We start from the raw sequence: 24,343 nt of genomic DNA on the forward strand, positions 1-24,343 counted from the left end.
CACCGACGGACGCGGCCCATCAGCCGGGAAGGACACACCGACAGCATGACCACGCATACCCCGCCCCGTCGCCCGCCTCCCCCCGCAGGCGGCAGTGATTTCGCCCGCCTGTCAAGGAAGATCACCGAGGCCGGCCTGATGAACCGGCGCCCCGGCTACTACACCGTCCGGTCCATCGTCGTGGCCGTCGCCTACGCCGGCGGCTGGAGCGCGTTCGTCCTCATCGGCGCCAGCTGGTGGACCCTGGCGCTCGCCGCGTTCCTCGCCGTGATGTTCGGGCAGGTGGCTCTGCTCGCCCACGACGTCGCGCACCGCCAGGTCTTCCGCCGGCGCCGGCCCAGCGAGACGTGCGGCCGCATCGCCGGGGCCGCGATCGGCATGGGCTACGGATGGTGGCAGGACAAACACACCCGCCACCACGCCAACCCCAACCACGAGGGCCTCGACCCCGACATCGCCCCCGACCTGCTCGTGTGGTCCCAGGACCAGGCCCGCGCCGCGACCGGACTGCCGAGGCTCCTCGGCCGCCGGCAGGCGTTCCTCTTCTTTCCCCTGCTCCTACTCGAAGGGGTCAACCTTCATGTCTCCAGCGCGCGAGCATTGCGCAACCGCGCCCTGAAGAACCGCGCCCTGGACGGCACGCTGCTCTACGGGCACATCGCCGCCTACCTGACCGCAGTGTTCCTCGTCCTCCCGCCAGGCATGGCCATGGCGTTCCTGGCCGTCAACCAGGGACTGTTCGGCATCTACCTCGGCTGCCTCTTCGCCCCCAACCACAAAGGCATGCCGATCCTCACCGGCAACGACCGCCCCGACTTCCTGCGCCGACAAGTCCTCACCGCACGCAACGTACGCGGCAGCTGGTTCACCGACCTCGCCCTGGGCGGACTGAACCACCAGATCGAGCACCACTTGTTCCCCAGCATGCCCAGCCCCCACCTGCGCAAGGCCCGGTCCATCGTCCGCCACTACTGCCAGGACCTGGGCGTGGACTACCTGGAAACCGGACTGATCACCTCCTACCGGCAAGCACTCGCCAGCCTCCACCGAGCAGGAGCGCCACTGCGGCGAGCCCGTGTCAGCACCGCCCACGTATGACGCTCATCTGCCCCAGGGGGCCGTGTCACCATGCTCGTCCCGGTCCGCGGGGCCGAACCCGCAGCCGACCCGTCAGCGGGCGGGCGAGAGCAGGCACCGCCGCCACTATGAGCGGTGTTCCCCGACCTCGGCCCGATGGTGAGGGCCGCAACAGAAACCGGGCCCGTACCGGCGGTCACCCATCGGTGGCGCGCTCCCGGTCCTCGCCGGCGCCGCGCACTGCGATCGCTTCGCGCTGTCGGCGATGCGACCGCTGTCAGACCAGTGGCCCTCGGGCCGCGACCGGGCACATCTGCGGGAGCCCGGTGAACGCCAGCGGGGCGAGCGAGCCCGTCTTCGGAGTCCATTCACCGCACCGTCGTCCGCGACCTGGACGGCGGCGGCACCATCCTGCTCCACGACTCCGACTGCACGTCGGCCCCGGCGCCTGGCGCTCGGCCCTCGGCGCTCTGCCCCGCATCCTCGACACCTGCATGGCACGCGGCCTCGAGGTCGGACCGAACACTCTTGGTCCGACCCAGGAGCCCGAACAGGCACCTGCGACGCGGACCACTCCCTCTTCCAAAACGGCTGTCTGCCTACGCTGCTTCCTCGCCCGTCGGCGCGCGGTGAACCAGTGGCACAGCAGCCGAAACTACTGGAGCCCGGTCAGTGACGCCACAGGCTGGCGAAGGGCCCCGGCCCGGCCATAGTCGGCACCACGTGCCACGCGGAGCGGATCATGGTGGAGCAAAACGGCCAACCAGCGCACCGCCGAACACGACGACGAGCCAAGACTGGATGACCAGGCCGGTCCCGAGCAGGCAGTAGGTGACGGCGCTGGATGCGATCTACGGTAAGAACACGAGCCGGGGAGAAGACCCCGAGGCTGCCCGCGGGCTGGGGACTCGCGCCACACAGGCGTGATCGCGGACAGGGAGAGGACCCCGATGAGGGTGGCGAGCCACACCACGTGCCGTCACCTGGCCACGAGCGGGCCGGGGGCAGATCCCAGACCTGGACCGCCACCCCCGCGGAGCGGAATAGGGACTGCACTGTTCGGGAGCCACCCCCGAAGGGCGGGTCTACCCTGAGAACAGGGGCCTAGCATCACTCCACAAGATCGAAGGACGTCATGATCGTCCTCGGAATCACCCTATAGATCCTGGGATCCGTCGGACACAAGGTCGCCGGACGGCGGCACTACTGGTAGCCGCCCCTGCCCAGCCTGGGAAACAACCCGTACGCGCACGACCCCCGACACCGAGGACGCATACAGCACGCGGCCGTCACAACTGTCCTGCCGCGCCTCCAGCACGCGCGCACCTGCGAACCGAGGCATCACGCCATGACCATCTTCTACCTCCTGCTGATCGCCGCGATCGTGCTGGTCATCGTCGGAGCGACCACCGAAGGCATGCTGTACCTGCTCTCCGCCGGAGTGCTGCTCCTCATCGCAGACGTGCTCTACCTCGCCGTGAGATCGGTACTGCACCTCCAGAGTCCGGCCCACTGACCCCGCCCGCCCCGTCCGGCCTGCATCCGCCGCTGCTCCCTTGCGGGGGATCTCGCCGATGAGCCAGTGCGTCGAGTGACAGGACGGCCAGTCCGCCGAAGCCGGCGAGATGGTGCTTCTTCCGCTCCCTGTGCCGCGACGCCACCCTCGACATGGCCTTCCTCGGCCCCGTTCCAAAGCCCACGGGTGCTTTCCTGCTCCCTGCGCTCAAGCGCGCCGGAGAGCGGCTCTTGTGCCGACGGAATGGGAGTGAGTCTGGTTCTTCCTTGGCGCCGGTACGTGCGTTCGCCGTCTCGGCGCCAGGCCGGGGAGGGGTTCGGAGCCGTCGATGAAGGCGCGGGCCAGGTCGGACAGGCGCCGGTTGTGGGCGCGGGCGTAGCCGCGCAGGGCGGTGAAAGCATTCCATGTCGATGCCCTGGCGTTCGGCGAGTATGCCCTTGGCCTGTTCGATCAGCACGCGGCTGTGCAGCGCAGTCTGCAGCTGTTCGTTGAGGACCGTGCTGCGCTGGCTGGAACGTTGTTGCAGCAGGCTGATGGTGGCGGCATCGGCCAGAGCCTGGGCGATGAGTGTGCCGGCCGGGTCGAAGGGGCCGGGGGCGGCGCGGAAGAGGTTCAGGGCGCCGGCGACCTCGTCCCGCAGGCGCATGGGCAGGGCCTGGACCGCCCCGAAACCGCTGCGGTGGGCCGTCGTGGCGAAGCGCGGCCAGCGGTCGACCTCCCGCGTCAGGTCGGGGACGATCACCGGCGTGCCGGTGCGGAAGCACTCCAGGCAGGGGGCTTCGTCGTTTTGGAGCTGGAAGAGCTCAAGCAGGCGTACCTGCTCGTCGGAGGCGGCCATCACGCGCAGCTCGCCGTCCCGGTCGGCGAGCAGCACGCCGGCGGCGCTCGCGCCGAGTAGTCCGACGCAGTGGTCGGTCAGCAGGCGCAGGAAGTCGATCAGGTCGAAGTCGGCGACCAGGTTGTCGGCCAGCTCGACGAAGGTCTTGGCCAGGAGCTGCTGATTCATCGTGACACCCTCGATTGAGACTAGTCCCGCCGGGAAGGGGCGGGTGGTGCAGCACGTTCATCGGATGGCACCGGTGCGTCAGATTTCCTCGCCGGTATGGTCCGGCTCCGTCTCCGGGGAGAAGCGGAGCCGGTGGGCCACCACGTCGGCGGCCACATCGGCTAGCCGGCGGCTCTGTATATACGCGTAGGTGCGGAGCCGGACGAAGGCTTCTTCGATGCCGACGCCAAGTTGGACGGTGAGGATGCCGGTGGCCTGGTCGATTTCCGCCCGGTATCCGCCCAGGTCCTCCAAGCCGCGGTCCGGCAACGGTTCGTCGGTCGGCGCGCCCGTCTCGTCGATCCGCGCATCGAGCAGGAGCAACGCCGCGAGATCGGCGAAAGTCAGCGCGTCGGCCAGCTCCTCCGCGTCCAGCACGGTCGGGACATTGGCGTACAGGTCCAGAACCCCCGGGCTGATCGCCCCTATCTGCAAGGGGAAGGCGAAGACTGCGCGTGCTCCGGCCTTCAGGGCCGCGTCGGCGAACACGATCCAGGGGTCCTGCAGTGCTCCGGTCAGCAGATCGGGCGTCAGGACGGCCGAGCCCCGTGTGAAGGCATCCCCGCAAGGCCCCCTCGCCCAGCGTGAGCTGAAGCTCCTCCAGCTGGGCGCTGATGTCGTCGGTGCTGCACAACGGATGGCTCGCTGCGGCCCTCGACATCACCGACAGCCCCGCCCCACCGACCGGCAGCGCGGCCACGGCCGCGGTGCACACATCCACCACGCCGACCCGGGCACCGCGTCGGGCCGCCTGTTCGGCGACCAGCGTCTGGATGCGGGCCGATCGGTTGTCGGACCTCACCTGGGCCACCGAGTCCAGGCATCGCGGGCAAGTCCCTCCAGCCTCACCGCGGTTCGTTCCCCGAGGGGGAGTACCAGAGCACGCAACATGGTGGGCCCCGCCGGCCGCCAAACCTCTCCGATGCCCAGCCATCTCCAGGAGCGAAGCGCAGTGAGGTTCGGGCGATCGTTCTGATTCACCAAGGTGGCGCCGAGGGACGCCTGGTGGTCGCTCAGCAGCGGCTCCTGCAACTGGGGGGCCACGTCATTGTCGTGCGGGTGCGGGCGGACCAGGACGCTGGTGATCGCGAAGACGGCCCCGGAGCCGGTGAGTTGCTCGATGCTCCGTGGTAATGCTCCGTCGAAATCGAGCCACCAGAAGCCGTCGCTGTGCACCGGAAATCCGAAGGCGCATCCCACCAGGCTGTCGGTCTCCACGATCACCATGGCGCAGCCCGGCCGACGGATGTCGCCGGTGAGACGGTTGAGGAAGTCCTGGTGGCTGCGGCCGCGGTATGCCCCTGGGGCAGACGCTTCGGGGGAGTCCGTGTACAGATCCGCCGGCTTTTCGGCCAGGCCCTGCGCCAGCCAGCGGTTCACCCGGCGCAACCGCACCGCGTCCACGGCGGACGAGTCGCCTGCATGGGGCTTGTGGAGCTGCCTCCACATGGGCTGCTCCGTCACTTCACATCGCCCGAGAGGACGGGCGCCGGAGGAACAGTCCGGTGTGGCGGGTCTGGAGCGGTCGGGGCTGGGACATGCCCGGGAGGAGGTGGCAGGTGCCCGAACGGAACGCCAAGGAGCAGGAACCTGGAACCGGTGAGGTCGAGGAGCAGGCCCAGTGTCGGTGGCGGGTAGTGCAGGCGCAGCGTCCCACCTTCCTCGGCGGTCTGCTGTGCAGCGTGGAGGAAGGCGTTGAGGCCGCTGCAGTCGCAGAAGGTGACGAGGGCGAGGTCGACGTCGATGGTGCGGATGCCGTCGTGCAGACACCGCTGCAGTGATGCACGCACCAGCGGCGCCGATTCCAGGTCGATCTCACCAGCCAGGGTGATCTGTGCCCGGTGCCTTCGGTCTTGACGGTAGACGGTGAGCTGTGGGAGGGGCATGACGCCTCGGTTCGGAAGACCATCCGGCAGCGCGCGGTGACGCCGGGGATCCCGGCCCCTTGGTGCGCTGTCGGCAGGGGCGTACGTTCGGCGGAGGTGGAGCAATGGCCGGTCCGTCAGCCTGTGCGACAGGTCAGAGGACCCACCCAGTTCCCTCCAGGGATGCGCCGGGTGACGGACGAAAGGTCCGCTCCCCGCAGCCATCTGTGTCGAGCAACGACAAGCCGCCGGGGTCTGGGACGTCCGTACTGCAGCATAGTCCCCAACCCGGTGCGACGGACGGCCCGAAGCCGCCCAGGATGACGTGGACGGCGCGAAAGCGCAGCGGCGCGCGCATATCGGGTGCCGTGCACGGGACTTGGGCCTGCGGCACAGAGGTGGCGGCCAACAGCCGCTCAGGTATGGCAGTGGCGGGCAGCGGGGCGGACGGCGAGTTCGTCTCGCGGGCGCCGCACAGCCACTACAGGTTCTGGACGTGGTGCCGCAAGCGGTCACCCGGCCGTGTGGGGCAACGACCCCAGACGGCAGGCGCTCAGTACCGTGCCAGCCTGGTCGATCCCTACCGCGAGTACCTGCGCAAACGCCGAGCTGAAGACCCCGGCGTCCCGGTCCAGCACCTCTTCGAAGAGATCAAGACCCTCGGCTTCACGGGCTGTCTGAACCTCCTGCACAAGTACATCAACCAGGGCCGCGCGGACGCCGACCGCAGCCACATCTCCCCACGCCGACTCGCCCGGATGCTGCTGACCAGGCCCGACAACCTCACAGCCGAGCAGCACGATCTCCTGGCCAAACTCACCGCGGCCTGCGCCGAGATGACCCAACTGAGCGCGGGCATCAGGGGCTTCGCCCCGCTTCTTACGCCACACACCGACAACCCCGATGCGCTCACGCGCTGGATCACCCAGGTCCGAACAGCTGATCTGCCCCACCTTCACGCCTTCACCCGGGGCCTGGACCGGGACATCGACGCCGTGATCGCCGCCCTCACGCTTCCCTACAGCAACGGCCCCACCGAGGGCGTCAACACCAAGACCAAACGGGTCGCGCGCCAGATGCACGGACGAGCAAGCTTCACCCTGCTCCGGCACCGCATCCTCCTCGGATAACAGCACGCTCCGCCACCACCGAATGTGAGACAGGGCCGTTAAGTTGACACACCCCGACCAACGCGATGTCCCGACCTGAAGTGTGCTAGTTCGCGGATTCTTGAAAGGGCGAACCGCTGAACCCGCGCGTTGTCGCCGGGTTGAGGACAGGAACGAGGGCGGGTTCGTTTGTGCCTGCACCGTACAGACCCGGTGGTTTCACGCACTGGTTGGCAGTTGCTGATCAGCCCATATGATTTTGCCGTCCGAGGTGTGGCGGGTTCCCCATCGGCGGGACAGTTGATTGACGAGGAAGAGGCCGCGGCCGTGTTCGTCGGTGGTGCGGGCGTGGCGCGCACTCGGGTGGCTGTTACTGGCGTCGGAGACTTCGCAGGTCAGCATCTCGTGTCGGATGAGGCGTAGGCCGATCGTGCGGTCGCCGTTGCAGTCGCTGCTGCCGTGGATGATGGCGTTGGTGAACAGTTCGCTGACGATCAGCTCCGTGGACTCGGCCAGCTGTTCTAGTCCCCACTGGGTGAGTTGCCGGGTAGCGAGGGTTCGGGCACGGCTGACTATGGCGGGGTCGCTGGGGAACTGCCAAGAGGCGACCTGGTCTGCGTTCAGCGAGCGGGTCCGTGCGAGGAGCAGAGTGACATCGTCGCTCGGCGGCTGGGTCCGCAGTGTGTCCACTGCGGAAGAGCACAGATCGTCCAGTGTGAGGTCGGGCCGCGCGAGGGCCGCGCGCAAGCGGTTCATGCCGGCGCTGATGTCCTGGTCGCGGACCTCGACGAGACCGTCGGTATAGAGGGCGAGCACGCTTCCTTCGGTGAGTTCCCAGGTTACGGACTCGAAGGGGACCAGTCCGAGGCCGAGCGGTGCTCCGGTGGGCAGGTCGGGGAAGGTGACGTGGCCGTGAGGATCGATGATCGCGGGCAGAGGGTGGCCGGCCCGTGCCATGGTGCAGGTTCGGGTGACCGGGTCGTAGACGGCGTACAGGCACGTGGCGGCCATCGCGGTGGTGGCCTGGTGCCGGGGCTCGGCTTCCGCCTCGGTGAGGCGGATGACCTGCTCGTCGAGGCGGGACAGTACTTCGTCGGGAGGCATGTCCATGTCGGCGAGGGTGCGCATGGCGGTGCGGAGTTGTCCCATCTTCGCCGCCGCATTGATGCCGTGTCCGACCACGTCGCCGACGACCAGGGCGACGCGGGCGCCGGAGAGGGGGATCACGTCGAACCAGTCACCCCCGATGCCGTGGTGGCTGTCGGCCGGCAGGTAGCGCCAGGCCACATCAGCGGCAGAGCCGCCTGTGGGGCGGTGGGGTAGCAGCAGTCGCTGCAGGGCGAGAGCCGCGGAGCGTTCGCGCACGTATTGGCGGGCGTTGTCCAGGGCCAGCGCTGCCCAGTTGACGAGTTCTTCTGCCAAGAGCAGGTCGTCCTCCTCGAACGGCCTGGCGTCCTTCGTCCGCACGAACACCGCCACACCCAGCATTGCGCCCCGCGCCTTGATCGGAACGATCATCAACGAGTGCATGGCGTGCTCGCGGAGCTTCTGCGCCCGCGCCGCGTCGTGGTGATCCAGCCATGTGCCGGGGGATGCGTCCAGTAGGGGCTCGAAGTGGGATTTCCCGGAGCGCAGGACGCCGGTGAAGGGCGAAGTGGGCGGGACGAAGACCGGCTCTCCGCGAGCGAACAGAGACTCCGGCGTTCCCGGGTGGATCGAGGCCAGGCCCGCACGGCGGAAGACGGGGATCCGCCCGCCCTGTGGGCTGAGATGGGTCAAGGGCTCCTCGCCGAGTGGGACCGACTCCGCCAGATCGACGGTGGCGTAGTCCGCGAGGAGCGGCACGGCTAGGTCGGCCAGTTCCTGCCCGGTCTGCATGACATCCAAAGTGGTGCCGATGCGCCTGCTGGCCTCGCCGAGGATTGCCAGACGCTCTCGCGCCCGCCGGCTGTCGGTGACGTCCACGCTCACGACGCACACGCCCAGCGCGCGTCCCTGCGCGTCGTCGAGGCGGACGTAGGACGCCGTCAACATCCGATTGCTTCGCACATTGGCCGGCAGGAAAGCCTGGTAGTCCACGTCGATCGCCGGGTCGCCGCTCTCCAGCACCTGGTGCATCACTGCCTCCAGCATTTCGGCCTTCGCCCCGGGCGCCGCCTCCGTCAGCCTGCGGCCCAGCCGCTTGTGGAGAGGAATGCCGTCCTTGGAGCCCTGGGTGTCGTTCGCCTGGATGCAGCGTAGGTGCGTGTCCCGTATGACGACGCCGATCGGCAGGCGGCTCGGCAGCGGCAGCCTGGCGTGGAGCGGCTCCGCCGCTGTGACCTTGGCCGGCCACGCGGGAAGCGAAGCCTTGTCGGCCGCGCAGACCACCCACCAGTCCCGGCCGTCATGCCCGGACAGCGATGACACGCACAGAAACACGTCGATGCTGCGGCCGTCGCGGTGGCGCACCTGCGCAAGGTCGGACCAGCAGCCCCGGAGGGTGCTCTCTCGTGCGGCTTGTGAAGCCCTTGCTCGGTCGTCAGCGGCCACCAACAGGACACCGGCGGACCGCCCCACCACCTCCATGGCCGAATAGCCCACGAGCTGCTGAGCGGCCTGTGACCATCCGACCACCGTCCCCTGCTCGTCCAGGAGAGCTATCGCTGGGCGGACTCTCTTGATGGCCGTCTGAGCCTCGGAGACTGCTGTCGCTGCGGAACTGCCCACCGCTTCTCCCTTCTGTGTCCCCCGGCGATGTGGTCCCCCCAACTGCTCGGCTGTCTGGTGGATGGACAAATCCAGAGCAGGAGTGATCGAGCTACCAGGCACGGGGGCCAGCAGTCCGTTCGCACCGCCTCCGACGGCGGCTGCGGCGGTGATCTCGACCCGTCAGACGTTGCTTCGATGCGTGATCAGCCCCATCGACCTCGAAGCGCTGCTCCACGTCGGAAAACGGCGTCAAAAGGCCCGTGTCGTGGAACATGGCGGACAGGTAGAGAAGCTCCGGGTCGGGCTCCACGCCAAGCCTGTGAGCATGAATGGCGCCGAAGACGAAAACGCGCCGGGAGTGGTGGTAGATGAGCGGGCTGGTCATCTCCTGCATAAGGCGGGTGGCCTCGGCGACCGCCGCCGTTTCAGGAATCTCCACCCCCGCGATGATCTCGCTCATGACCTCTGCTCCTCCCGGTATCAGTTGGACAGTGCATCCGTCTTCCACACTGCCGACCACCCGGCGTCCGGCGCTCCCTCGGTCCGGCCATGAGTCACCCGAATCCGGACAGGCGGGCAGCGGGGTTGTGGGCTCCGCCACGCAGCGGGTGCGATCCTCGTCCATGGCGGATGAAAGTCCTGGACGTCCCCATCGTGGACAACCGACTGTGCCGATGTTTGGCGGGCGGTCGTGTCCTGACGCCAGTCGTACAGCAAGAGGAAGACGCATGATGGAACACCAGCACGCCCGACCCCTTCATGACCGCGTCGTCATCGTCACCGGAGCCGGGACTGGGATCGGCCGAGCAACGGCGGTCGCGATGGCCGAAGCGGGGGCGCACGTCCTCGGTGTCGGACGACGCCAGGTGGCCCTGGAGGAGACTGCCGCCATGCACCCCGGCATCGCGACTCTCGCCACGGACCTGCGCTCGGAGCATGCCCCTGAGCTGATCATCGGTACGGCGATCGACCGGTGGAAGCAGCTTGACGTGGTGGTGAACAACGCCGGCGCCACCGCACGTGTCTCGTTCGACGAGGTGACACGCTCGCGCATCACCGACCTGTTCGACCTCAACGTCATCGCACCCACCATGCTCGCCCAGGCAGCGTTGCCTCACCTGCGTCGCAGCAAGGGCTCGATCATCAACATCTCCAGCACCTACGGCCATCGCCCCCACCCGGGCGGTGCCCACTACGGGGCGACCAAGGCCGCCCTGGAACAGCTGACGCGGACCTGGGCGGTCGAGCTGTCCAGGGACGGGATCAGAGTGAATGCCATTGCCCCCGGTCCGACCGAGAGCGAGGCTCTGTACGTCAGCGGACTCACGGAGGAGGAGGTGATGAAGGTCAAGAAGGAGCAGGCATCCCGGATCCCTCTGGGGAGGAGGGGAGAACCGGAGGAAGTCGCTTCCTGGGTCGTCCACTTCGCAGATCCCACCGCAACGTGGCTGACGGGCCAGGTTCTCACGATCGACGGAGGCCTCGAACTCATCTGAATACGCTTTTGCGCTGATCCACCGGGCATCAGGCCCCAGCAGAAATGCGACGGCTGCGGCGAACTCGTCGGCCTCGGCCATCCCTCCGAGCACGGCACCCATGCTTTCGGCACGCCCTCGGCGAGTACATGCTCGCTCCCGTGCGACGCCGAACGCGGCGACCACGCCGTGTGCCAGTCGGCAGTTGTCTGTCCAGCCCGGCGTGCGGACCGGTCCGGGCGACACCGCCTTGACCCGATTCCACAGGCGCGAACTCCTCCGGCAGTGTGGTCGACGACCATAGGAACGGCGGTCGCGGTACAAGAGGTTGGTCAGCTCGGCCGTGTGGTGCTCCCCGGCGGGTCCGCACATGTCCCAGATCGCCGCCGTCACTTGCGGTTGCGAGGGTCGTCGGCAGGGCTCGCAGCGATTCGGCGGTCCACTCGACCGCCCAGGACAACCGGGCACCGCCGCGGCGAGCACGTTCCGGTGCCGGCGAGCGGCACGCTGGGCCAGAGCGGCCAGCGCCTCGGGGAAGCGGGTGTGACCCGCAGCGGGCGGTCGTCGCCCTGGACGGTCAGCCGCCGCATCGCGGGCGATCCCGGCACAGACGCCAGGCCACGCAGCACAGTGAGTGCCCAGTCGGCCCCACACCACGATCAGGGCCTTCAGCAGATGGTGGGCGTCGTCCAGGCGGGATGTAGTCGCTCTTGGTGAGAGCGCGGCGCCCGCCCTTGCAACCCGCGTGTCGGCGCAGCCGGCAGCACAGGCCGGCGGGCAGGCCCGGTTTGGCCGGGCGGGCATCTGCACGCTGTAGCCCGTGCGGTGCAGCAGCCGCGTGATGACGGAGACGCCGTACGAGAAGTGGCACTTCCGGCCTATCAGCGGGGTACCAGGAGCAAGCCGGAAACGTCGATGCCGTCCCTGCACCTGCACCTGCGCCAGGCCAGCCACGTGCACGTCAAACCGCTGCTGTTCCAGCAGGTTCTGGCCGAGACAGAGTGGCGAAGAAGCCGGCGGACGAGGACCGGCGCGGTCTGACCGCCCTGTTCAGGCCCAACGTCAACCCGTACGGCACCTTCCGCCCGGACAAGCGGGGGCGCGATCCGCTCCCTGGCCGTTCCCCGTGGACGTACGTACGTCGTCGGATGCCTCCGCCTTGTGCGAGCCGGGGCGGCTCGCACAAGCCGCCCGGCTGATGGGCCTTGACCCGGATTCTTGGACACGGGCTATGCGGCTTGGGCCAGGGTGGTTGGTGTTGTGTCGAGTGCTCTCTCGTAGGCGATGGGACTCCGTTGTCCGAGGTGGGAATGACGGCGTCGGGTGTTGTAGCGGTTGAGCCAGCGGAACGCGTCGAGATGGGCCTCGCGTTCGCTGGACCAGTGCTTTCGTCCCTGAAGAGTCTCTCGTTTGAACGTCGCGTTGAAGGACTCGGCGAGCGCGTTGTCCGCCGAGCTGCCGATCGCGCTCATGGACCGGCGGACGCCGGCCTGGCGGCAGGCGTCGGCGAAGGCCCGGCTGGTGTACTGGGCGAGTTCAACCAGTCGTTGCAACACCGGGCTGTTGCAGCGAGCGTAGCTGCTCTTCGAAGACCTCGGCCGGTGTCCGCCAACCGAGGACCTTGCGGGGGGCGCGCTCCGGCAGGGGCGGGGCTCGTGAAGAGTGTTGCCGCCCCGCTGCATGCCCCGGGGGTTACGACTTCGGGTCGTCGACCTTGAGCTTGGCGCCGGTGTCGGAGACGAAGACGACCAGGAGCTTTGCCGGCCTGGTCCGGCTGGTGTTCTCGGTGAGGACATGGTGGGCGCCCGGCTGCTCGACCCAGTTCTCGCCCTGGTGGTAGGTAGTCACGGGCTTGCCGTCGAGCTGGCTGCGCACGGTGCCTTCGAGGACGTAGGCGTAGACGAACGCCTGGCCGTGCCGGTGCGGCAGCGCGCTTGCGTTGGGCGGGAAGGCGACGATCGCTGAGGTGAACGTCTTACCCTTCACATTCGGAAGGGCCTGCTGGAGCAGCGGTGTGAAGGTTTCGACGGGGCGCGTCGATGCTGCGACCGTCGCCTGCGCCTTGGCGTGGGCGGGCTGGTCGGAGGCCGAGCAGGCCGTGGTCCCGGTCAGCGTGGCCGCAGCCAGCAGGCCGGCGGCGATTCGCATTCCGATCACGATGGGTCTCCTTATTCAGTCTTCCGTGACGCGGATGATCGTCTTGCCGGGGGTGCGCTTGCCGGGGGCGAACGCGTCGGCTGCCTCGGCGAGGGGCCGCACCGCACCGACGACCGGTTTGAGCCGGCCGTCCCTCAGTCGCGTGGCCAGGTCGGCGAGCCGGGCGCGGTCGGGTTCGACGACGAAGAAGATTGCACGCCCGTCCTTGGGCTGGACCTTGGGCGGCATGACGATGGAGACGAGCGTGCCACCGGCCCGGACGAGGGCGGCCGAGCGGTCGAGGATGTCGCCGCCGATCACGTCGAACACGACGTCGGCCTCGCCGGCGTCCTCCAGCTTCTCGGCCTGAAGGTCGATGAAGGTGTCGACGCCGAGTGCGAGTGCCCTGTCCCTGCCTGAGGCGCGGCCGGTGCCGATGACGCGGGCGCCGGCTTCGCGGGCGAGCTGTACCGCGATCGATCCGACGCCGCCCGTGGCGCCGTGGATCAGGACGGTCTGGCCTGTGGTGAGGCGGCCGTGGTCGAACAGGCCCTGCCAGGCGGTCAGCCCCGAGATGGGCAGTGCGACGGCCATGGTGTGGTCGACGTCCGCCGGCAGCGGGGCGAGGTTGCGGGCCTCCACCGCGGTGTACTCGGCGAGGGTGCCGTCGCGGGTCCAGTCGGCCAGGCCGAACACCCGCTGTCCGACGCTCAGGCCGGTGGTGCCGTACCCCAGTTCCACGACGACACCGGACAGCTCGTGCCCGGGCACGCTCGGCGTCCGGTCGCGGCCGGCGCGATCGGTCCACGTGGCGGGCCAGTCCAGCTCGCCAGGGGTGAAGCCGGCGGCGTGCACCCTCACGATGACGTCGTTCTCGGCCGCGTGAGGGTAGGGAATGTCCGTCAAGGACATCCCGGCAAGACCTGCGTCACGGTCTCGCACAGTGATGGCTTGCATACAGATCCTTACTGGGAGGGGCGACCCGAGTGCACAGCGCACCCGCGCGCGGGGCTCACGGCGGCTGCAGGTGGATGTATGCCGTTCTGCATGATCGATCTCACCTGCTCGCGCGTATTCCTTCGTCGCCCGTTATGCGTTCTCGGCAGGGAGACGAGACAGCCCCTCCGTGTGTGACAGCTCAGACGCGCACCAGTTTGTCGGGGTTTATGACCCTGCGGTACGCGGTGATCAGACCATCTGTGATCTGCACCGTGTCGACGGAGTAGACCCGTCCTTCCCGGTGGAACACGAGGGCCAGCTCGCCGCCGACCTCCGCGAAGCCGATGCGGTCCGGTCGCCACCGACGCCCCGTACGCACCATGACCTCGGCGACGCGCTCGCCGCCGTGGATGAGCTTGCGTGCCGCCGAGATCTTGCCGCCGCCGTCGGTGACGTAGACCGCGTCCGGGTGCAGGAGCCTGACCAGGCCGGCCAGGTCCCCGGCCTCGTAGGCGGCGCGAAACACCTTGAGGACCCGTTCGCGCTCTGCCTTCGACGCCTGCGGCGTGGACTGCTTCGCCTTGGCCACCCGCCGTCGTGCCCGCGAGGCGAGCTGCCGGGCGCCCGGCACGGAGACGTTCAGCACTTCGGCGATCCGGCCGAACTCAAGGCCGAAGACATCGTGCAGGACGAAGGCCACCCGCTCCGGCGGGCTCAGCTCTTCCATGATCAGGAGCATCGCCGAGCTGACGGACTCGTCGACGAGTACCGGCTGCGACGCGTCCGGTCCTGTCAGCAGCGGCTCCGGCAGCCACGGCCCGACATAGGTCTCCCGGCGGAAGCGGGCGCTCTTGACGATGTCGTACGACCGTCGCGCGGCCACCGTCACCAGCCAGGCCCGCAGATCATCGATTTCCCGCAGTTCCGCTCCGGCCGCCCGCAGCCACACGTCCTGGGTGACATCCTCGGCATCGGCCACAGTCCCCAGCAGCCGGTAGGCCACCCCGAAGACCGCGGGCCGGTGCCTCTCCCATTCGGCTCCGAGCAGGTCCTCCTGCCCAGACCGTCCGGGCCCGTGCCCATCACCCATACGGATCGCAACCTCCTCCAACCTGCGGGGCCAGCGTAGTTAGCCGATTTCAGGACGTGCGCTCTGACACGGCGGTCGTAAGTCGTGAGCAAGCTGCTCCGGGGCTGCTGCCTGCCGGCGTACGGCGGTATTTCATGGTGGGGCCACTCTGCCTGGGGGCAACCCCACCGGAACCGACTCGATGCGACACGCTCAGCAGCGGGTCAGTTCGCTGCGAGGCTCGCATTCCCCGGCCGTCCGCATCGGGTCTCCGGTCGGCCGGTGAGCTCGCGATCGTCCGGCGTGGAGGGCCGCAGCCACGGACAGCGCCCCGACGAAGCCGACGTACAGGTAGCCCGTGGTCTCCAGTCCCCATGAGGGCGCCGCGAGCCCGGCCGCGAGGGACGGAAGACTCAACGCCGCATAGCTGATCACGTACACGGCCGAGAAGACCTCCGACCGCGACTTCGCGGTGGTGACCGCGCTGATGGCGCGGAGGCTCCCGTTGAACGTCAGGCCGACGCCCAGCCCCGCTACGACCGATCCGCCCACGTATACGACCAGCGACGCAACAGCGATGGCCACCGCCAGTCCGAACGCACCCAGAGTCAGGAGAACCGCCCCCAGCAAGCTGGCGAGCCGTGCCGTATGCCGAACTGACCACACCCCGCCCACACTGTTGGCCAGAAACAGCGCCGCAATGCTGAGCCCGCCCGCAGCACCGGACCGCACATGCAGGACGTTCCTCACCAGGGAGGGAGTGAGCGAAAGGAACAGACCCGTGACGGCCCACCCCGCGACGAGGGCGGGAACCGAGGCGAGGAACGCCGGCCGGGCCTCCCGAGGAACCCGGACTCTCGGTCGCAACGACGCCAGCCGAAACGCTCGCGGGGCGAGTGTCTCAGGGATCCTGAGGATGACCGCGGCCAGAACGACGAAGGTCAGCGTAAGGACCGGAAAGACATACGCATCGGGACGTGAAGTCAACTGAAGCAGCAACCCCACGACTCCGGCACCGGTGGCCATGCCGGTACTCGTGCCCACCGCTGTCATCGTCGGCCCCAGCTGCGGACGTCGCTCGGGTGAGAGGTCGACCAGTCCGGCGGCAAGACCGCCCGTGGCCGTCCCCGTGGCGATGCCCTGCACCACCCGGGCGATCAGGAGGGAGACGATACCGTCGGCCGTCCAGAAGACCGCCGTGCTGGCCGCCGCCACCAGAAGGGCGGCGACCAGCACGGGGCGGCGCCCCAGGTGGTCGCTCAGCGATCCGACCGTCAGCAACGCGCCGAGCAGACCGACGACGTACACCGCGAAGACCACCGCCAGCATCGTGACCGACAGGCCCCAGCGCTCCTGGTACAGCGGGTAGATCGGTGACGGTGCGCTTGCCGTGGCCATCATCACCACAGTGACACAGACCAGCACGGCGAAGGCCGGACCTCGTCCGAGACGACGCCCGTCGCGGGAGCGACTCGCACGTTTCATCACGTTGCCTCTTCTGGCGTCCTGATCAGCTCGGCCAGGGAGCGCCCAGCATGCGCTCGACCGTGGTGGTGCGACGGAAGCCGGGAATGAAGTGCTCCAGCACATCCGAATTCACGGTTCCGTTCGTGGTCTCCGGGCGGTACTTGAGTCCGTCGACGTAGGCCTGCAGGAACTCGTTCTTGAAGTCGCCCCGCGGATGGACGGCGGTGATTTCGTCCACCTGGCTGCGATCCAGCTCGTCCAGACCGAAGCCGAGCACGTCCGTCAGAACCCCGGAGTACGTGATGGCGATCTCCGGGCCCATCCGGCCGGGAATTCCCGGGGTCGTGTGCAGCGCGATCGCCGTCCACACCACGTCGGCGGCCGCGGCCGGGAAGCCGTGGTCGAGCATGAACTTGCGTGCGTGGTCGGCTCCATCGACCTCGAAGCGCTGCTCGACGTCGGAAAACGGCGTCAAGAGGCCGGTGTCGTGGAACATGGCGGACAGGTAGAGAAGCTCCGGGTCGGGCTCCAAACCGAGCCTGTGAGCATGCAGGGCGCCGAAGACGAAAACGCGCCGGGAGTGGTGGTAGATGAGGGGGCTGGTCATCTCCTGCATGAGGCGGGTGGCCTCGGCGACCGCCGCCGTTTCGGGAATCTCCACCCCCGCGATGATCTTGCTCATGACCTCTGCTCCTTCCGGTATCGGTGTGTTACGAATGGACGGTGCGTCCGTCTTCCACCCTGCCGACCACCCGGCGTCCGGCGCTCCCTCGGTCCGGCCATGAGTCACCCGAATCCGGACAGGCGGGCAGCGGGGTTGTGGGCTCCACCACGCATCGGGTCGCGATCCTCGTCTACGACGGGGTCAAACTCCTGGACGTCGTCGGCCCCGCGGAGGTGTTCGGGGAAGCGAACCGGCTCGGCGCCGACTACAAGATCGTTCTGGTGTCACCGACCGGTGCCGATGTCACCTCGTCCATCGGGATCCGGATCTCGGTCGACGCCGCCGCCACGGAGCCTGCTCCCGACACGTTCCTGGTGGCCGGCGCCGACATCTACCCGCGCACACCGGTCTCCCGTGATCTGATCGAGGCCACGCGAACGCTGGCGGGCCGGGCCGGCCGGGTCGCGTCCATCTGCACCGGAGCCTTCATCCTCGGCGCCGCCGGCCTCCTGGATGGCAAGCGCGCGACCACGCACTGGAAGGTCGCGCACGAGCTCGCCGCCCGCTGCCGGGCCAGCAGCGTCGAACCCGACGCGATCTACGTCCGTGACGGCACCACCTACACCTCGGCGGGCGTGACCGCCGGCATCGACCTGGCACTGGCACTCGTCGAGGAGGATCACGGCCCTGATCTGACCCGCGACGTCGCCCGCGCGCTGGTGGTCTATTTGCAGCGTTCGGGCGGCCAGTCGCAGTTCTCCGCACCACTGCAGGGACCGCCGCCCCGATCTCCGGCCCTCCGCAGAATCACCGACGTGGTCACGGCGAATCCCGGGGGAAACCACTCACTCGGCGAACTCGCCAAGCACCTCAATGTGAGCCCCCGGCACCTCACGCGGCTCTTTCGCGAAGAGCTGTCCACCACGCCGGCCCGGTACGTGGAGATGATCCGGTTCGACATGGCGAAAGCTCTCCTCGACCAGGGGCATACCGCGACGCAGACGGCATCCCTCGCCGGATTCCCGAACTACGAGAGTATGCGGAGAGTTTTCGCGCGGGAATTGTCACTCAGCCCCGCCGCCTATCAGCGCCGCTTCAGCACGGCGCACCGGGCCGACGAGGGGCAGCAGTAAGAAGAAGCTGTCACTGCACGGACGACACCGATGCGTTAGAGATGGTTGCGCTGCCCGTGTGCGATTTTGTTCCACGACGGGTTCGTCCACCACATCCGCGACAGCACAGCCTTCCCAGGCGCGCTCAGCGAGTACGAATTGTCACCTGTCCTGCATGAAGGTGCCGAAGCTGTACGCCCGCGACTTCGCGGTGCAGGCGCCGGCCCACGACGTGCTGAAACCGGCTGATCGGCGAGGTGCCCGCAAGACGGGGGTCGCCTCACCGCTGCTCGACGTCTGCCACGCCTTGTTCGAGGAGATCGTGACGCTGGGCTACGGCCACGACGAGGCCACGATGGGGCCGCAGTGTTCGGTATGGACGGGGTGCCGGCGCGGGAGGAGGCATTGAGGTCGAAGGCCAAACGCCTGGTCGCGCCCGTGCCCGGGCCAAGTCCGGCGACGGTCCGGTGCACAGCGCCCGGATCTACAAACTCGCCAAGGACTCCGCGGTCAAGGCCCGCACCCAAGCGATCAACCAGCTCAAAGCCGTCCTGGTCATCGCCGACCCCGCCCTTCGGGAACGACTGTCCAACCTCGGCAACGCCGAGCTGTTCCGCACCTGCGCGCGCCTCGGCTTACTCGACGATGAAGGAGACGATGACGCGGTAGCCCAGGCCACCCACACGACCCTGAGCATGCTCGGCCAGCGCATCGAACAGCTCACCGCACAGATCAATGAGCTGAACCAGCGCCTGACCCGGCTCGTCGAACGCCACGCCCCCCAGCTGCTCGTACCGGTCGGCATCGGCCCGGACAGCGCCATCACGCTCCTGATCACCATGGGAGACAACCCCGAGCGGCTGAACACCGAGGTGTCCTTTGCTGCCCTTTGCGGGGTCAGCCCCATCGAGTACTCCTCCCGCCGGCGGCGCACGCGTCGGCTCAACCACGGCGGCGACCGGCAGGCTAACGCGGCCCTGCACCGCATCGTCTTCACCCGCCTGCGCCACGACCCACGCACCCAGGCGTACTACGAACGCCGCACGCAGGAGGGCAAGACCCGACGCGAGATCGTCCGATGCCTCAAGCGATATGCCGCCCGAGAGGTCTTCAACCTGGTCAGACAGGTTTCCCGCACCCCCACGCTATAGGGGCGTCTGTGAGAGCGGCACTCGATGAGAAGCCCCGCGGGTGCGGCCTGGCGGGGCTTCCGAACAGGTGGGTTACAACGCCGGCGCGGGCGCCGTTGCACTCGGTTGTCCACCTGGGAGCCACCCGAAGCAAGGACACAGCGACGGCACGCATTATACGGCCGATGCGCAACACACGACCCAGGGGCTTGGGGTGATCAACCAGGGCACATCCGTTTGCTGACACAAAGTCCAGCGTCTCCTGATGCGGCTCACGAGGCAAGCCTGAAGTCGTCCTGCGCAGGCTGGCCCTCGCTGCGGCAGGCCCAGGGGAAGCAGCGGTTGACCACCCCGTTCTCCGGCTCCTCCGCAGTGTTCGGGCGTCCCAGTTGCTGTCGGCGGGCGGCCGATGCGGCGGCAGTGACTTGGTCGGCCGGGGCCTGGGCAGGCGGTTCCCGGGAGCGGTGCAGGAATCCTGCCCGAGCAGCCGACCTGCCGCAGGAAGGCACTCCCCGGTGCGAAATACTCTCCCGATGAGTTCACGCACTTCCCCGGTCAGTCAGCCGATCACGATACGGAGGGCCGTCGCGCGGGATGCCAAACGGCTCACGCGGCTCGTGCGTGGTTCAGGTGCCTACGAGGGCCGGTACGCAGCCGCAGTCGCGGGCTACCGGGTCGGTCCCGATTACATCGAGACCCACCGCGCCTTCGTGGCCGTCGGCGCCGACGAGCATGGAGGACGGGTCCTCGGGTTCTACTCGCTCGTCCTCGCTCCACCGGAGCTCGACCTGCTGTTCGTCGTCGGCGAAGCGCAAGGGCGGGGTATCGGACGGCTGCTCGTGACGCACATGCAGTCCGAGGCCCGTGCCGCCGGGCTCGACCGTGTCAAGGTCGTGTCGCATCCTCCCGCCGAGGACTTCTACCACCGCGTGGGTGCGGTGCGGATCGGGACCGCGTTCGCGAACCCGCCGGCCGTGCAGTGGGACCGTCCCGAATTCGAGTTTCGCATTCCTTCGGGCCTCCTCGGCGACCCGGGCACACTTTGAGCAGTTCGGTCTTGGTGACCGCGTCTTCCAACGCCGCACACAGGGTGCGCAATCGCGTCTCGTGCTCGATGGCCCGGCCGGTGAGGTGCTCGGCACTGCGGCCCTTCCAGCCACCGCGTCCGGCTACAGCCTGCTTCTTGAGTGGGCGTGTCGGTTCGGGCCGGTGACGCGAGCCCGAGTGGAAGGGACCGGCAGCTACGGAGCGCGCGGCTGCGGAAAGTCATCACCTCATTGCCGGAGACGGCGGTCGCCGGCCTGCCATGCGGTGCCGCAGGGGAGTTTGCCCGCTTCGTCGGGGAGCCCGCACCGCGTCTCTGACCTGATTGGATCCTGGGGCCACAGCCCGCCCGGCGTCGAAGGCTGTCCTGAAACGCGATATGACATGGGACGTTCCGGCTCTCGTGGCATGATGCAGTCCGCCTTCCTGCGAGCCCCCGGCGATAGGGGCTTGTGAGCGGACGGAGTGAGACGAGCCCTCACACGCCGATCCTGAGATCGCTTCTCGTTCGTGAAAGACGTGGGTGATGGTGCGGTGCCAGGGCAGTTCGACGGGGCCGTAGAGGGCGGCCAGCTGCTTGGTTTGCAGTGCCCAGTACCCGTTGCCGTACGACCAATGCCACCACTCGGTCTCGTAGTTGATCAACCCGGCGGCCGACAGCGCGCCGCTCAACGTGGCCCAGCCCGCGGCCGAGGTGGTCGATCAGCGTCACGTCGACGGCCGCGCCGGCGGAGTGCGGTGCGACCTCCGGAGGTGACACGAAGCGACTGGCGGCCTCGCGGAGCTCGGCGGACCCGCGGTCGCCCTGCGGGCGCGTTTCCGCAGCGTCACCGCCGCATAGATGTGAACCAACACGCTCGCGAGCAGCACCACCCAGGTGATCCACAGGGCGCCGGAGTAGGGAAGGAACGGTTCACCCATCGTCCACAGACAGCGGGCGTAGTCGTCAAAGGCAGCACGGCCGTTGAAGACGTTGAGGTCGCCGTACATGTGGATCAGGAGAAACAGCACCGTGATCAAGCCGGAGATCGCCATGGCCTTGAGCGCCACGGTCGAGCGCGAAGCCGGCACTCGGTGGCGAGACGTCGTCAAGGGATGGGCCGTCAACACCCGCGCATTTCAGGCGACGCTGCTCACAGGCTCGGACACACGGGCCGTCTGGGCGATCCACGCCGCGCGGTGGATGTACGCCGGCGACGTGGCCGTGGTGCGTTATACAGGTCAGGTCAGGGCAGCTTGGCCACCGTCAGCAGGATGGCGGAGTTCTCGAGCGCCTCGAGGCTGTGGCGGGAGTCAGGGACGATGAGCAGGTCCCCCGTGCGGCCCTCCCACGACACCTCACCTGCCGACAGTCGCACGTGCCCGTGCAAGACCTGCACCGTCGCCTCGCCCGGGTTCTCGTGCTCGGCGAGGCTGGCGCCTTCAGTCATGCCGATGACCGTCTGACGCAGAACCTTCTCGTGGCTGCCATAGACGGTCTCAGCGGTGTGACCACCACCCGCGGCGGCTGCTAGCTCCAGCTGTTGACGGGCCAGCGCTTCCAGGGAGGTTCTCTGCACCCCACCAGTCTCCCGCTTCGATGAGCCAGGGCAACTCGGGGCGGCCCGGGCGGGCCGCGTGACAACGCGCCCCACCGGTGTGGTCCCGCGTCTCCCCGGAGCGGGAGAGTCCCGCTCAGGCCGGTCCGGACCTGCTCGGCGCCTGCGGGCCGCAGCCCGCAGCGGACCAGCGCGCCTCGCCGACGGCCTGCTCGCCCCCGCCGACGGTCTCACGCGCCAGACCGAGTGTCCGGACGTTACAGGGACTGCCGGTAGCCGAAGAATTCGTGGTCCTGGTTGTACCCGCCAAAGCCGCTGCCGATGTCGGAGAAGTCGGCGACGAACTCGATCTCCTTGATCCATTTGACTTGTTTGAAGCCGAGTTCGAGCTCGTTGCGCAGCCGTAGCGGCGCGCCGTGGCCGAATGACAGCGGTTGGTCGTTCATGTCGTAGGCGAGCATGGCGAGCTTGCCGCGCATGTGGTCGATGGGGTGGGCGTCGTAGTAGGTGCCGCCGTCGAAGCCTTCTCCCAGGGAGTAGAACACCACCCATTTGGCGTGCGGGTCGGGCGTGACCAGGTCGAGGATCGTGGCCATCGACACGCCGCCCCATTTGGCGACACCGGACCAGCCCTGGATGCAGAAGTGCTGGGTGATCTGCTCGTGCCCGGGCAGTTTCCTCAGGTCGTCGAGGGACAGCTCGGCCGGGTGGGCGACCAGGCCGCCGATGCGTAGCCGGTAGTCGGCGAAACCTCCTGCCTGCAGGGCCTTGTACTCGGCAGAGTCGGGGTAGCGGCCGTTGTGCCAGAAGTAGGGGGAGATGTCTTTCTCGGTGTACTCGCCGGGGGAGACATCGACGTGTTCGAACAGGCGCTGAGCCTCACCGATGATGGCGTACCCGAGGCGCTGCACGACCCGGGGATGGCGCAGGGTCAGCGGTGTGGCCGCGACCCAGGCGGCGACGACCACCGCCATCCAGCCGAGGAAGATCCACAAGCCGAGCCAGCTGCTGTCGTTGCGGCCGCTGCCGATGTGGTTGAGGTTGGTGAGCAAGCCGGTGGTGAAGACCAGGCTCGCGTGGATCACGATGAACAGCACGAACCAGGTGAAGATCAGGAAGTGCATGGACCGGGCGGTCTGGATGCTCAGCACCCGGCTGAGCCGCTTGAAACGGGTCGACAGCGCCGGTGACATACCCAGCCCGGTGATCAACGCAAGGGGTGCCGCGACGAAGACCGTGACGAAGTAGGCGAGCAGTTGGAGCCCGTTGTACGCCACCCAGCCGTTCTCCCGCGGCCAGTTGAGCGACAAGTACTGGATGGCCGCAGAAGCGGCGTTGGGGAAGACGCTCCAGCTGGTGGGGACCAGGCGCTTCCACTGCGGGGTGACGAACAGCAGCACGTAGAAGACGAGACCGTTGAGCAGCCACAGCGTGTTCACCGCCAGGTGCCACCACCGGGCCAGACCGATCGAGTGCCGGATCCCGGGGAGGCCGACCCCGCGGGGCAGGCCGATCGAGTCCTGCTTCGCGGTCCACAGCGGGTCAGCGGAGACGGGCTTTTGCATCCGGAACCATTCCCGTCCCGGGGTGCTGTGCCGGGTCCAGTACAGGCGCGGGTGATCGGCCAGGATCTGCAGGCCCGACCGCAGGGTGAACAGCATGAAGAACAGGTTGAAAAAGTGCGACCATCGTGCCCATGACGGAACGCCCAGGTAGGCGCCGTCGCGGTCCGCGCGCGGATCGGTGCCGGGATACTCGGCGATGAACCGCTGCACCGACGGCATGCCCCGCAGTCCCTTCGCCGCGGCGACGCACCCCAGCAAACCCACGAAGCCGATCGGGAGCAGCCACAGCAGGTTGAACCACCTGCTGCCCAAGCGCACCCGCGGAGCGACCCCGCCGGCCGCCGGAATAGAGCCCGCCCAGGTCGCCACGTCGACGACGTCGTCACCTCGCGTCAGGTTCGAGCGGAAACCTCCGGGGATCTGAGAGGAGGCACCCGACGCGTGCGGCAGCGCACCGTCACCCGTCACGTGCTCGTCATCGGGCATGTCATCGACCTCCCGTCACGCTGCAAAGACTGCCAAACCTCGCGCCTTGGACCGGCCGGGAGGCTGCAGTGACCGAGCCCGCCGCAAGGGGGGCGGACTGATCAATCTGACCATTTCCGGCAGATGCCTCTCGTTGTCCTGGTCCGAGTCCTGCCCCAGCATCACCAGCTTGCAGTGCAACGCTCCGATCCGTACTCGACGGAACTGGGCCAGGGGCGGTCTGGAAAGGCCGAAGGTCAGTTGGTGAGGGCTTGGCGGAGGGGTGCGTGGCAGTCGATGACGGTGTCGACGCCGACGATCTGCAGGGTGCGCATCACTGATGCAGTGGGTGCGGCCAGTCGCAGCCAGCCGCCTGCTTCGGTCGTAGCGCGGTGGGCGGCGATGAAGAGGTTGATGCCGCTGGAGTCCATGAAGG

The 24,343-nt window shown here is 68.2% G+C and carries 21 protein-coding genes and 4 pseudogenes; 8 read left to right on the plus strand and 17 right to left on the minus strand.

The window, feature by feature from the left end:
* The first annotated feature begins 45 nt into the window (after positions 1 to 45).
* Positions 46 to 1,098 carry a fatty acid desaturase family protein gene (locus tag BLW82_RS08265; RefSeq protein ID WP_093507922.1) on the plus strand — a complete coding sequence of 351 codons (1,053 nt, stop codon included), beginning with the start codon at positions 46 to 48 and terminating at the stop codon, positions 1,096 to 1,098.
* A 1,327-nt stretch (positions 1,099 to 2,425) separates the two neighbouring features.
* Positions 2,426 to 2,593, plus strand: coding sequence for a hypothetical protein (locus tag BLW82_RS44320; RefSeq protein ID WP_177232876.1), 168 nt, complete (start codon positions 2,426 to 2,428; stop codon positions 2,591 to 2,593).
* 300 nt (positions 2,594 to 2,893) lie between these two features.
* Here BLW82_RS44320 and BLW82_RS08280 read toward each other — a convergent pair.
* The 4 genes and pseudogenes from BLW82_RS08280 to BLW82_RS08295 form a co-directional block, all read right to left on the minus strand.
* Positions 2,894 to 3,599: pseudogene (locus BLW82_RS08280) on the minus strand (ANTAR domain-containing protein); the annotation flags it as partial.
* A 78-nt stretch (positions 3,600 to 3,677) separates the two neighbouring features.
* A complete protein-coding gene (locus BLW82_RS45250; RefSeq protein WP_256215703.1) occupies positions 3,678 to 4,127 on the minus strand; it encodes an ANTAR domain-containing protein in 450 nt (149 codons plus the stop codon).
* Positions 4,128 to 4,436: 309 nt separating this feature from the next.
* Positions 4,437 to 5,042 (minus strand): hypothetical protein, encoded by a 606-nt coding sequence (locus BLW82_RS45255; protein ID WP_256215704.1) that lies wholly within the window; start codon positions 5,040 to 5,042, stop codon positions 4,437 to 4,439.
* A 56-nt stretch (positions 5,043 to 5,098) separates the two neighbouring features.
* Entirely contained in the window at positions 5,099 to 5,728 is a 630-nt protein-coding gene (locus tag BLW82_RS08295) for an STAS domain-containing protein (protein WP_371131314.1), read from the minus strand.
* A gap of 329 nt (positions 5,729 to 6,057) precedes the next feature.
* On the opposite strand from BLW82_RS08295, the pseudogene BLW82_RS08300 reads away from it, so the two are divergent.
* Positions 6,058 to 6,633, plus strand: a pseudogene (locus BLW82_RS08300) (transposase); the annotation flags it as partial.
* Between the two features lie 198 nt (positions 6,634 to 6,831).
* Here BLW82_RS08300 and BLW82_RS08305 read toward each other — a convergent pair.
* Together BLW82_RS08305 and BLW82_RS08310 are read right to left on the minus strand one after the other, a co-directional pair.
* Complete coding sequence (locus BLW82_RS08305) at positions 6,832 to 9,321, minus strand: SpoIIE family protein phosphatase (protein ID WP_256215705.1); 2,490 nt, start codon at positions 9,319 to 9,321, stop codon at positions 6,832 to 6,834.
* A 91-nt stretch (positions 9,322 to 9,412) separates the two neighbouring features.
* The gene (locus BLW82_RS08310; protein ID WP_256215706.1) at positions 9,413 to 9,763 is read right to left on the minus strand and encodes an HD domain-containing protein; all 351 of its coding nucleotides are present in this window, start codon (positions 9,761 to 9,763) and stop codon (positions 9,413 to 9,415) included.
* A gap of 271 nt (positions 9,764 to 10,034) precedes the next feature.
* Between BLW82_RS08310 and BLW82_RS08315 the strand changes: the two genes are divergently transcribed.
* Positions 10,035 to 10,799, plus strand: coding sequence for an SDR family NAD(P)-dependent oxidoreductase (locus BLW82_RS08315; protein WP_218162409.1), 765 nt, complete (start codon positions 10,035 to 10,037; stop codon positions 10,797 to 10,799).
* A 1,208-nt stretch (positions 10,800 to 12,007) separates the two neighbouring features.
* Here BLW82_RS08315 and BLW82_RS08330 read toward each other — a convergent pair.
* The 6 genes and pseudogenes from BLW82_RS08330 to BLW82_RS08355 all read right to left on the minus strand — a co-directional run.
* Positions 12,008 to 12,310: pseudogene (locus BLW82_RS08330) on the minus strand (integrase core domain-containing protein); the annotation flags it as partial.
* Between the two features lie 160 nt (positions 12,311 to 12,470).
* On the minus strand, positions 12,471 to 12,926 hold the full coding sequence (locus BLW82_RS08335; protein WP_093507923.1) for a cupin domain-containing protein: 456 nt from the start codon (positions 12,924 to 12,926) through the stop codon (positions 12,471 to 12,473).
* 24 nt (positions 12,927 to 12,950) lie between these two features.
* Complete coding sequence (locus BLW82_RS08340) at positions 12,951 to 13,871, minus strand: NADP-dependent oxidoreductase (RefSeq protein ID WP_177232878.1); 921 nt, start codon at positions 13,869 to 13,871, stop codon at positions 12,951 to 12,953.
* A 181-nt stretch (positions 13,872 to 14,052) separates the two neighbouring features.
* Positions 14,053 to 14,943 (minus strand): RNA polymerase sigma factor SigJ, encoded by an 891-nt coding sequence (gene sigJ, locus BLW82_RS08345; RefSeq protein ID WP_093498202.1) that lies wholly within the window; start codon positions 14,941 to 14,943, stop codon positions 14,053 to 14,055.
* 192 nt (positions 14,944 to 15,135) lie between these two features.
* On the minus strand, positions 15,136 to 16,512 hold the full coding sequence (locus tag BLW82_RS08350; RefSeq protein WP_093498203.1) for an MFS transporter: 1,377 nt from the start codon (positions 16,510 to 16,512) through the stop codon (positions 15,136 to 15,138).
* Positions 16,433 to 17,071, minus strand: a complete 639-nt coding sequence (locus BLW82_RS08355; RefSeq protein ID WP_093498204.1) for an HD domain-containing protein — start codon at positions 17,069 to 17,071, stop codon at positions 16,433 to 16,435. The genes BLW82_RS08350 and BLW82_RS08355 overlap by 80 nt, the downstream gene beginning before the upstream one ends.
* 137 nt (positions 17,072 to 17,208) lie before the next feature.
* Here BLW82_RS08355 and BLW82_RS08360 point away from each other — a divergent pair, with 137 nt between their 5' ends.
* The 4 genes from BLW82_RS08360 to BLW82_RS08375 all read left to right on the plus strand — a co-directional run bounded on the left by BLW82_RS08360 (position 17,209) and on the right by BLW82_RS08375 (position 20,341).
* On the plus strand, positions 17,209 to 18,186 hold the full coding sequence (locus BLW82_RS08360) for a GlxA family transcriptional regulator (protein WP_093498205.1): 978 nt from the start codon (positions 17,209 to 17,211) through the stop codon (positions 18,184 to 18,186).
* 154 nt (positions 18,187 to 18,340) lie between these two features.
* Positions 18,341 to 18,574 carry a hypothetical protein gene (locus tag BLW82_RS08365; RefSeq protein WP_093498206.1) on the plus strand — a complete coding sequence of 78 codons (234 nt, stop codon included), beginning with the start codon at positions 18,341 to 18,343 and terminating at the stop codon, positions 18,572 to 18,574.
* Between the two features lie 58 nt (positions 18,575 to 18,632).
* On the plus strand, positions 18,633 to 19,316 hold the full coding sequence (locus BLW82_RS08370; RefSeq protein WP_256215707.1) for a transposase: 684 nt from the start codon (positions 18,633 to 18,635) through the stop codon (positions 19,314 to 19,316).
* Positions 19,317 to 19,828: 512 nt separating this feature from the next.
* Positions 19,829 to 20,341: a GNAT family N-acetyltransferase gene (locus BLW82_RS08375; protein WP_177232880.1), complete on the plus strand. Its 513-nt coding sequence runs from the start codon at positions 19,829 to 19,831 to the stop codon at positions 20,339 to 20,341.
* A 538-nt stretch (positions 20,342 to 20,879) separates the two neighbouring features.
* Here the strand turns inward: BLW82_RS08375 and BLW82_RS45260 are convergent.
* The 5 genes and pseudogenes from BLW82_RS45260 to BLW82_RS08395 form a co-directional block, all read right to left on the minus strand.
* Positions 20,880 to 21,141, minus strand: a pseudogene (locus BLW82_RS45260) (dipeptidase); the annotation flags it as partial.
* Entirely contained in the window at positions 21,048 to 21,389 is a 342-nt protein-coding gene (locus BLW82_RS44325) for a succinate dehydrogenase/fumarate reductase transmembrane subunit (RefSeq protein WP_177232881.1), read from the minus strand. The pseudogene BLW82_RS45260 and the gene BLW82_RS44325, both read right to left, overlap by 94 nt.
* A 176-nt stretch (positions 21,390 to 21,565) precedes the next feature.
* Positions 21,566 to 21,898, minus strand: a complete 333-nt coding sequence (locus BLW82_RS08385) for a cupin domain-containing protein (protein ID WP_093498208.1) — start codon at positions 21,896 to 21,898, stop codon at positions 21,566 to 21,568.
* 236 nt (positions 21,899 to 22,134) lie between these two features.
* Entirely contained in the window at positions 22,135 to 23,928 is a 1,794-nt protein-coding gene (locus BLW82_RS08390) for a molybdopterin-dependent oxidoreductase (protein ID WP_256215708.1), read from the minus strand.
* A 236-nt stretch (positions 23,929 to 24,164) separates the two neighbouring features.
* Positions 24,165 to 24,338, minus strand: coding sequence for an STAS domain-containing protein (locus tag BLW82_RS08395; protein ID WP_256215709.1), 174 nt, complete (start codon positions 24,336 to 24,338; stop codon positions 24,165 to 24,167).
* Positions 24,339 to 24,343 lie beyond the last annotated feature (5 nt).

The sequence above is a fragment of the Streptomyces sp. Ag109_O5-10 genome, assembly GCF_900105755.1.
GTDB lineage: Bacteria > Actinomycetota > Actinomycetes > Streptomycetales > Streptomycetaceae > Streptomyces.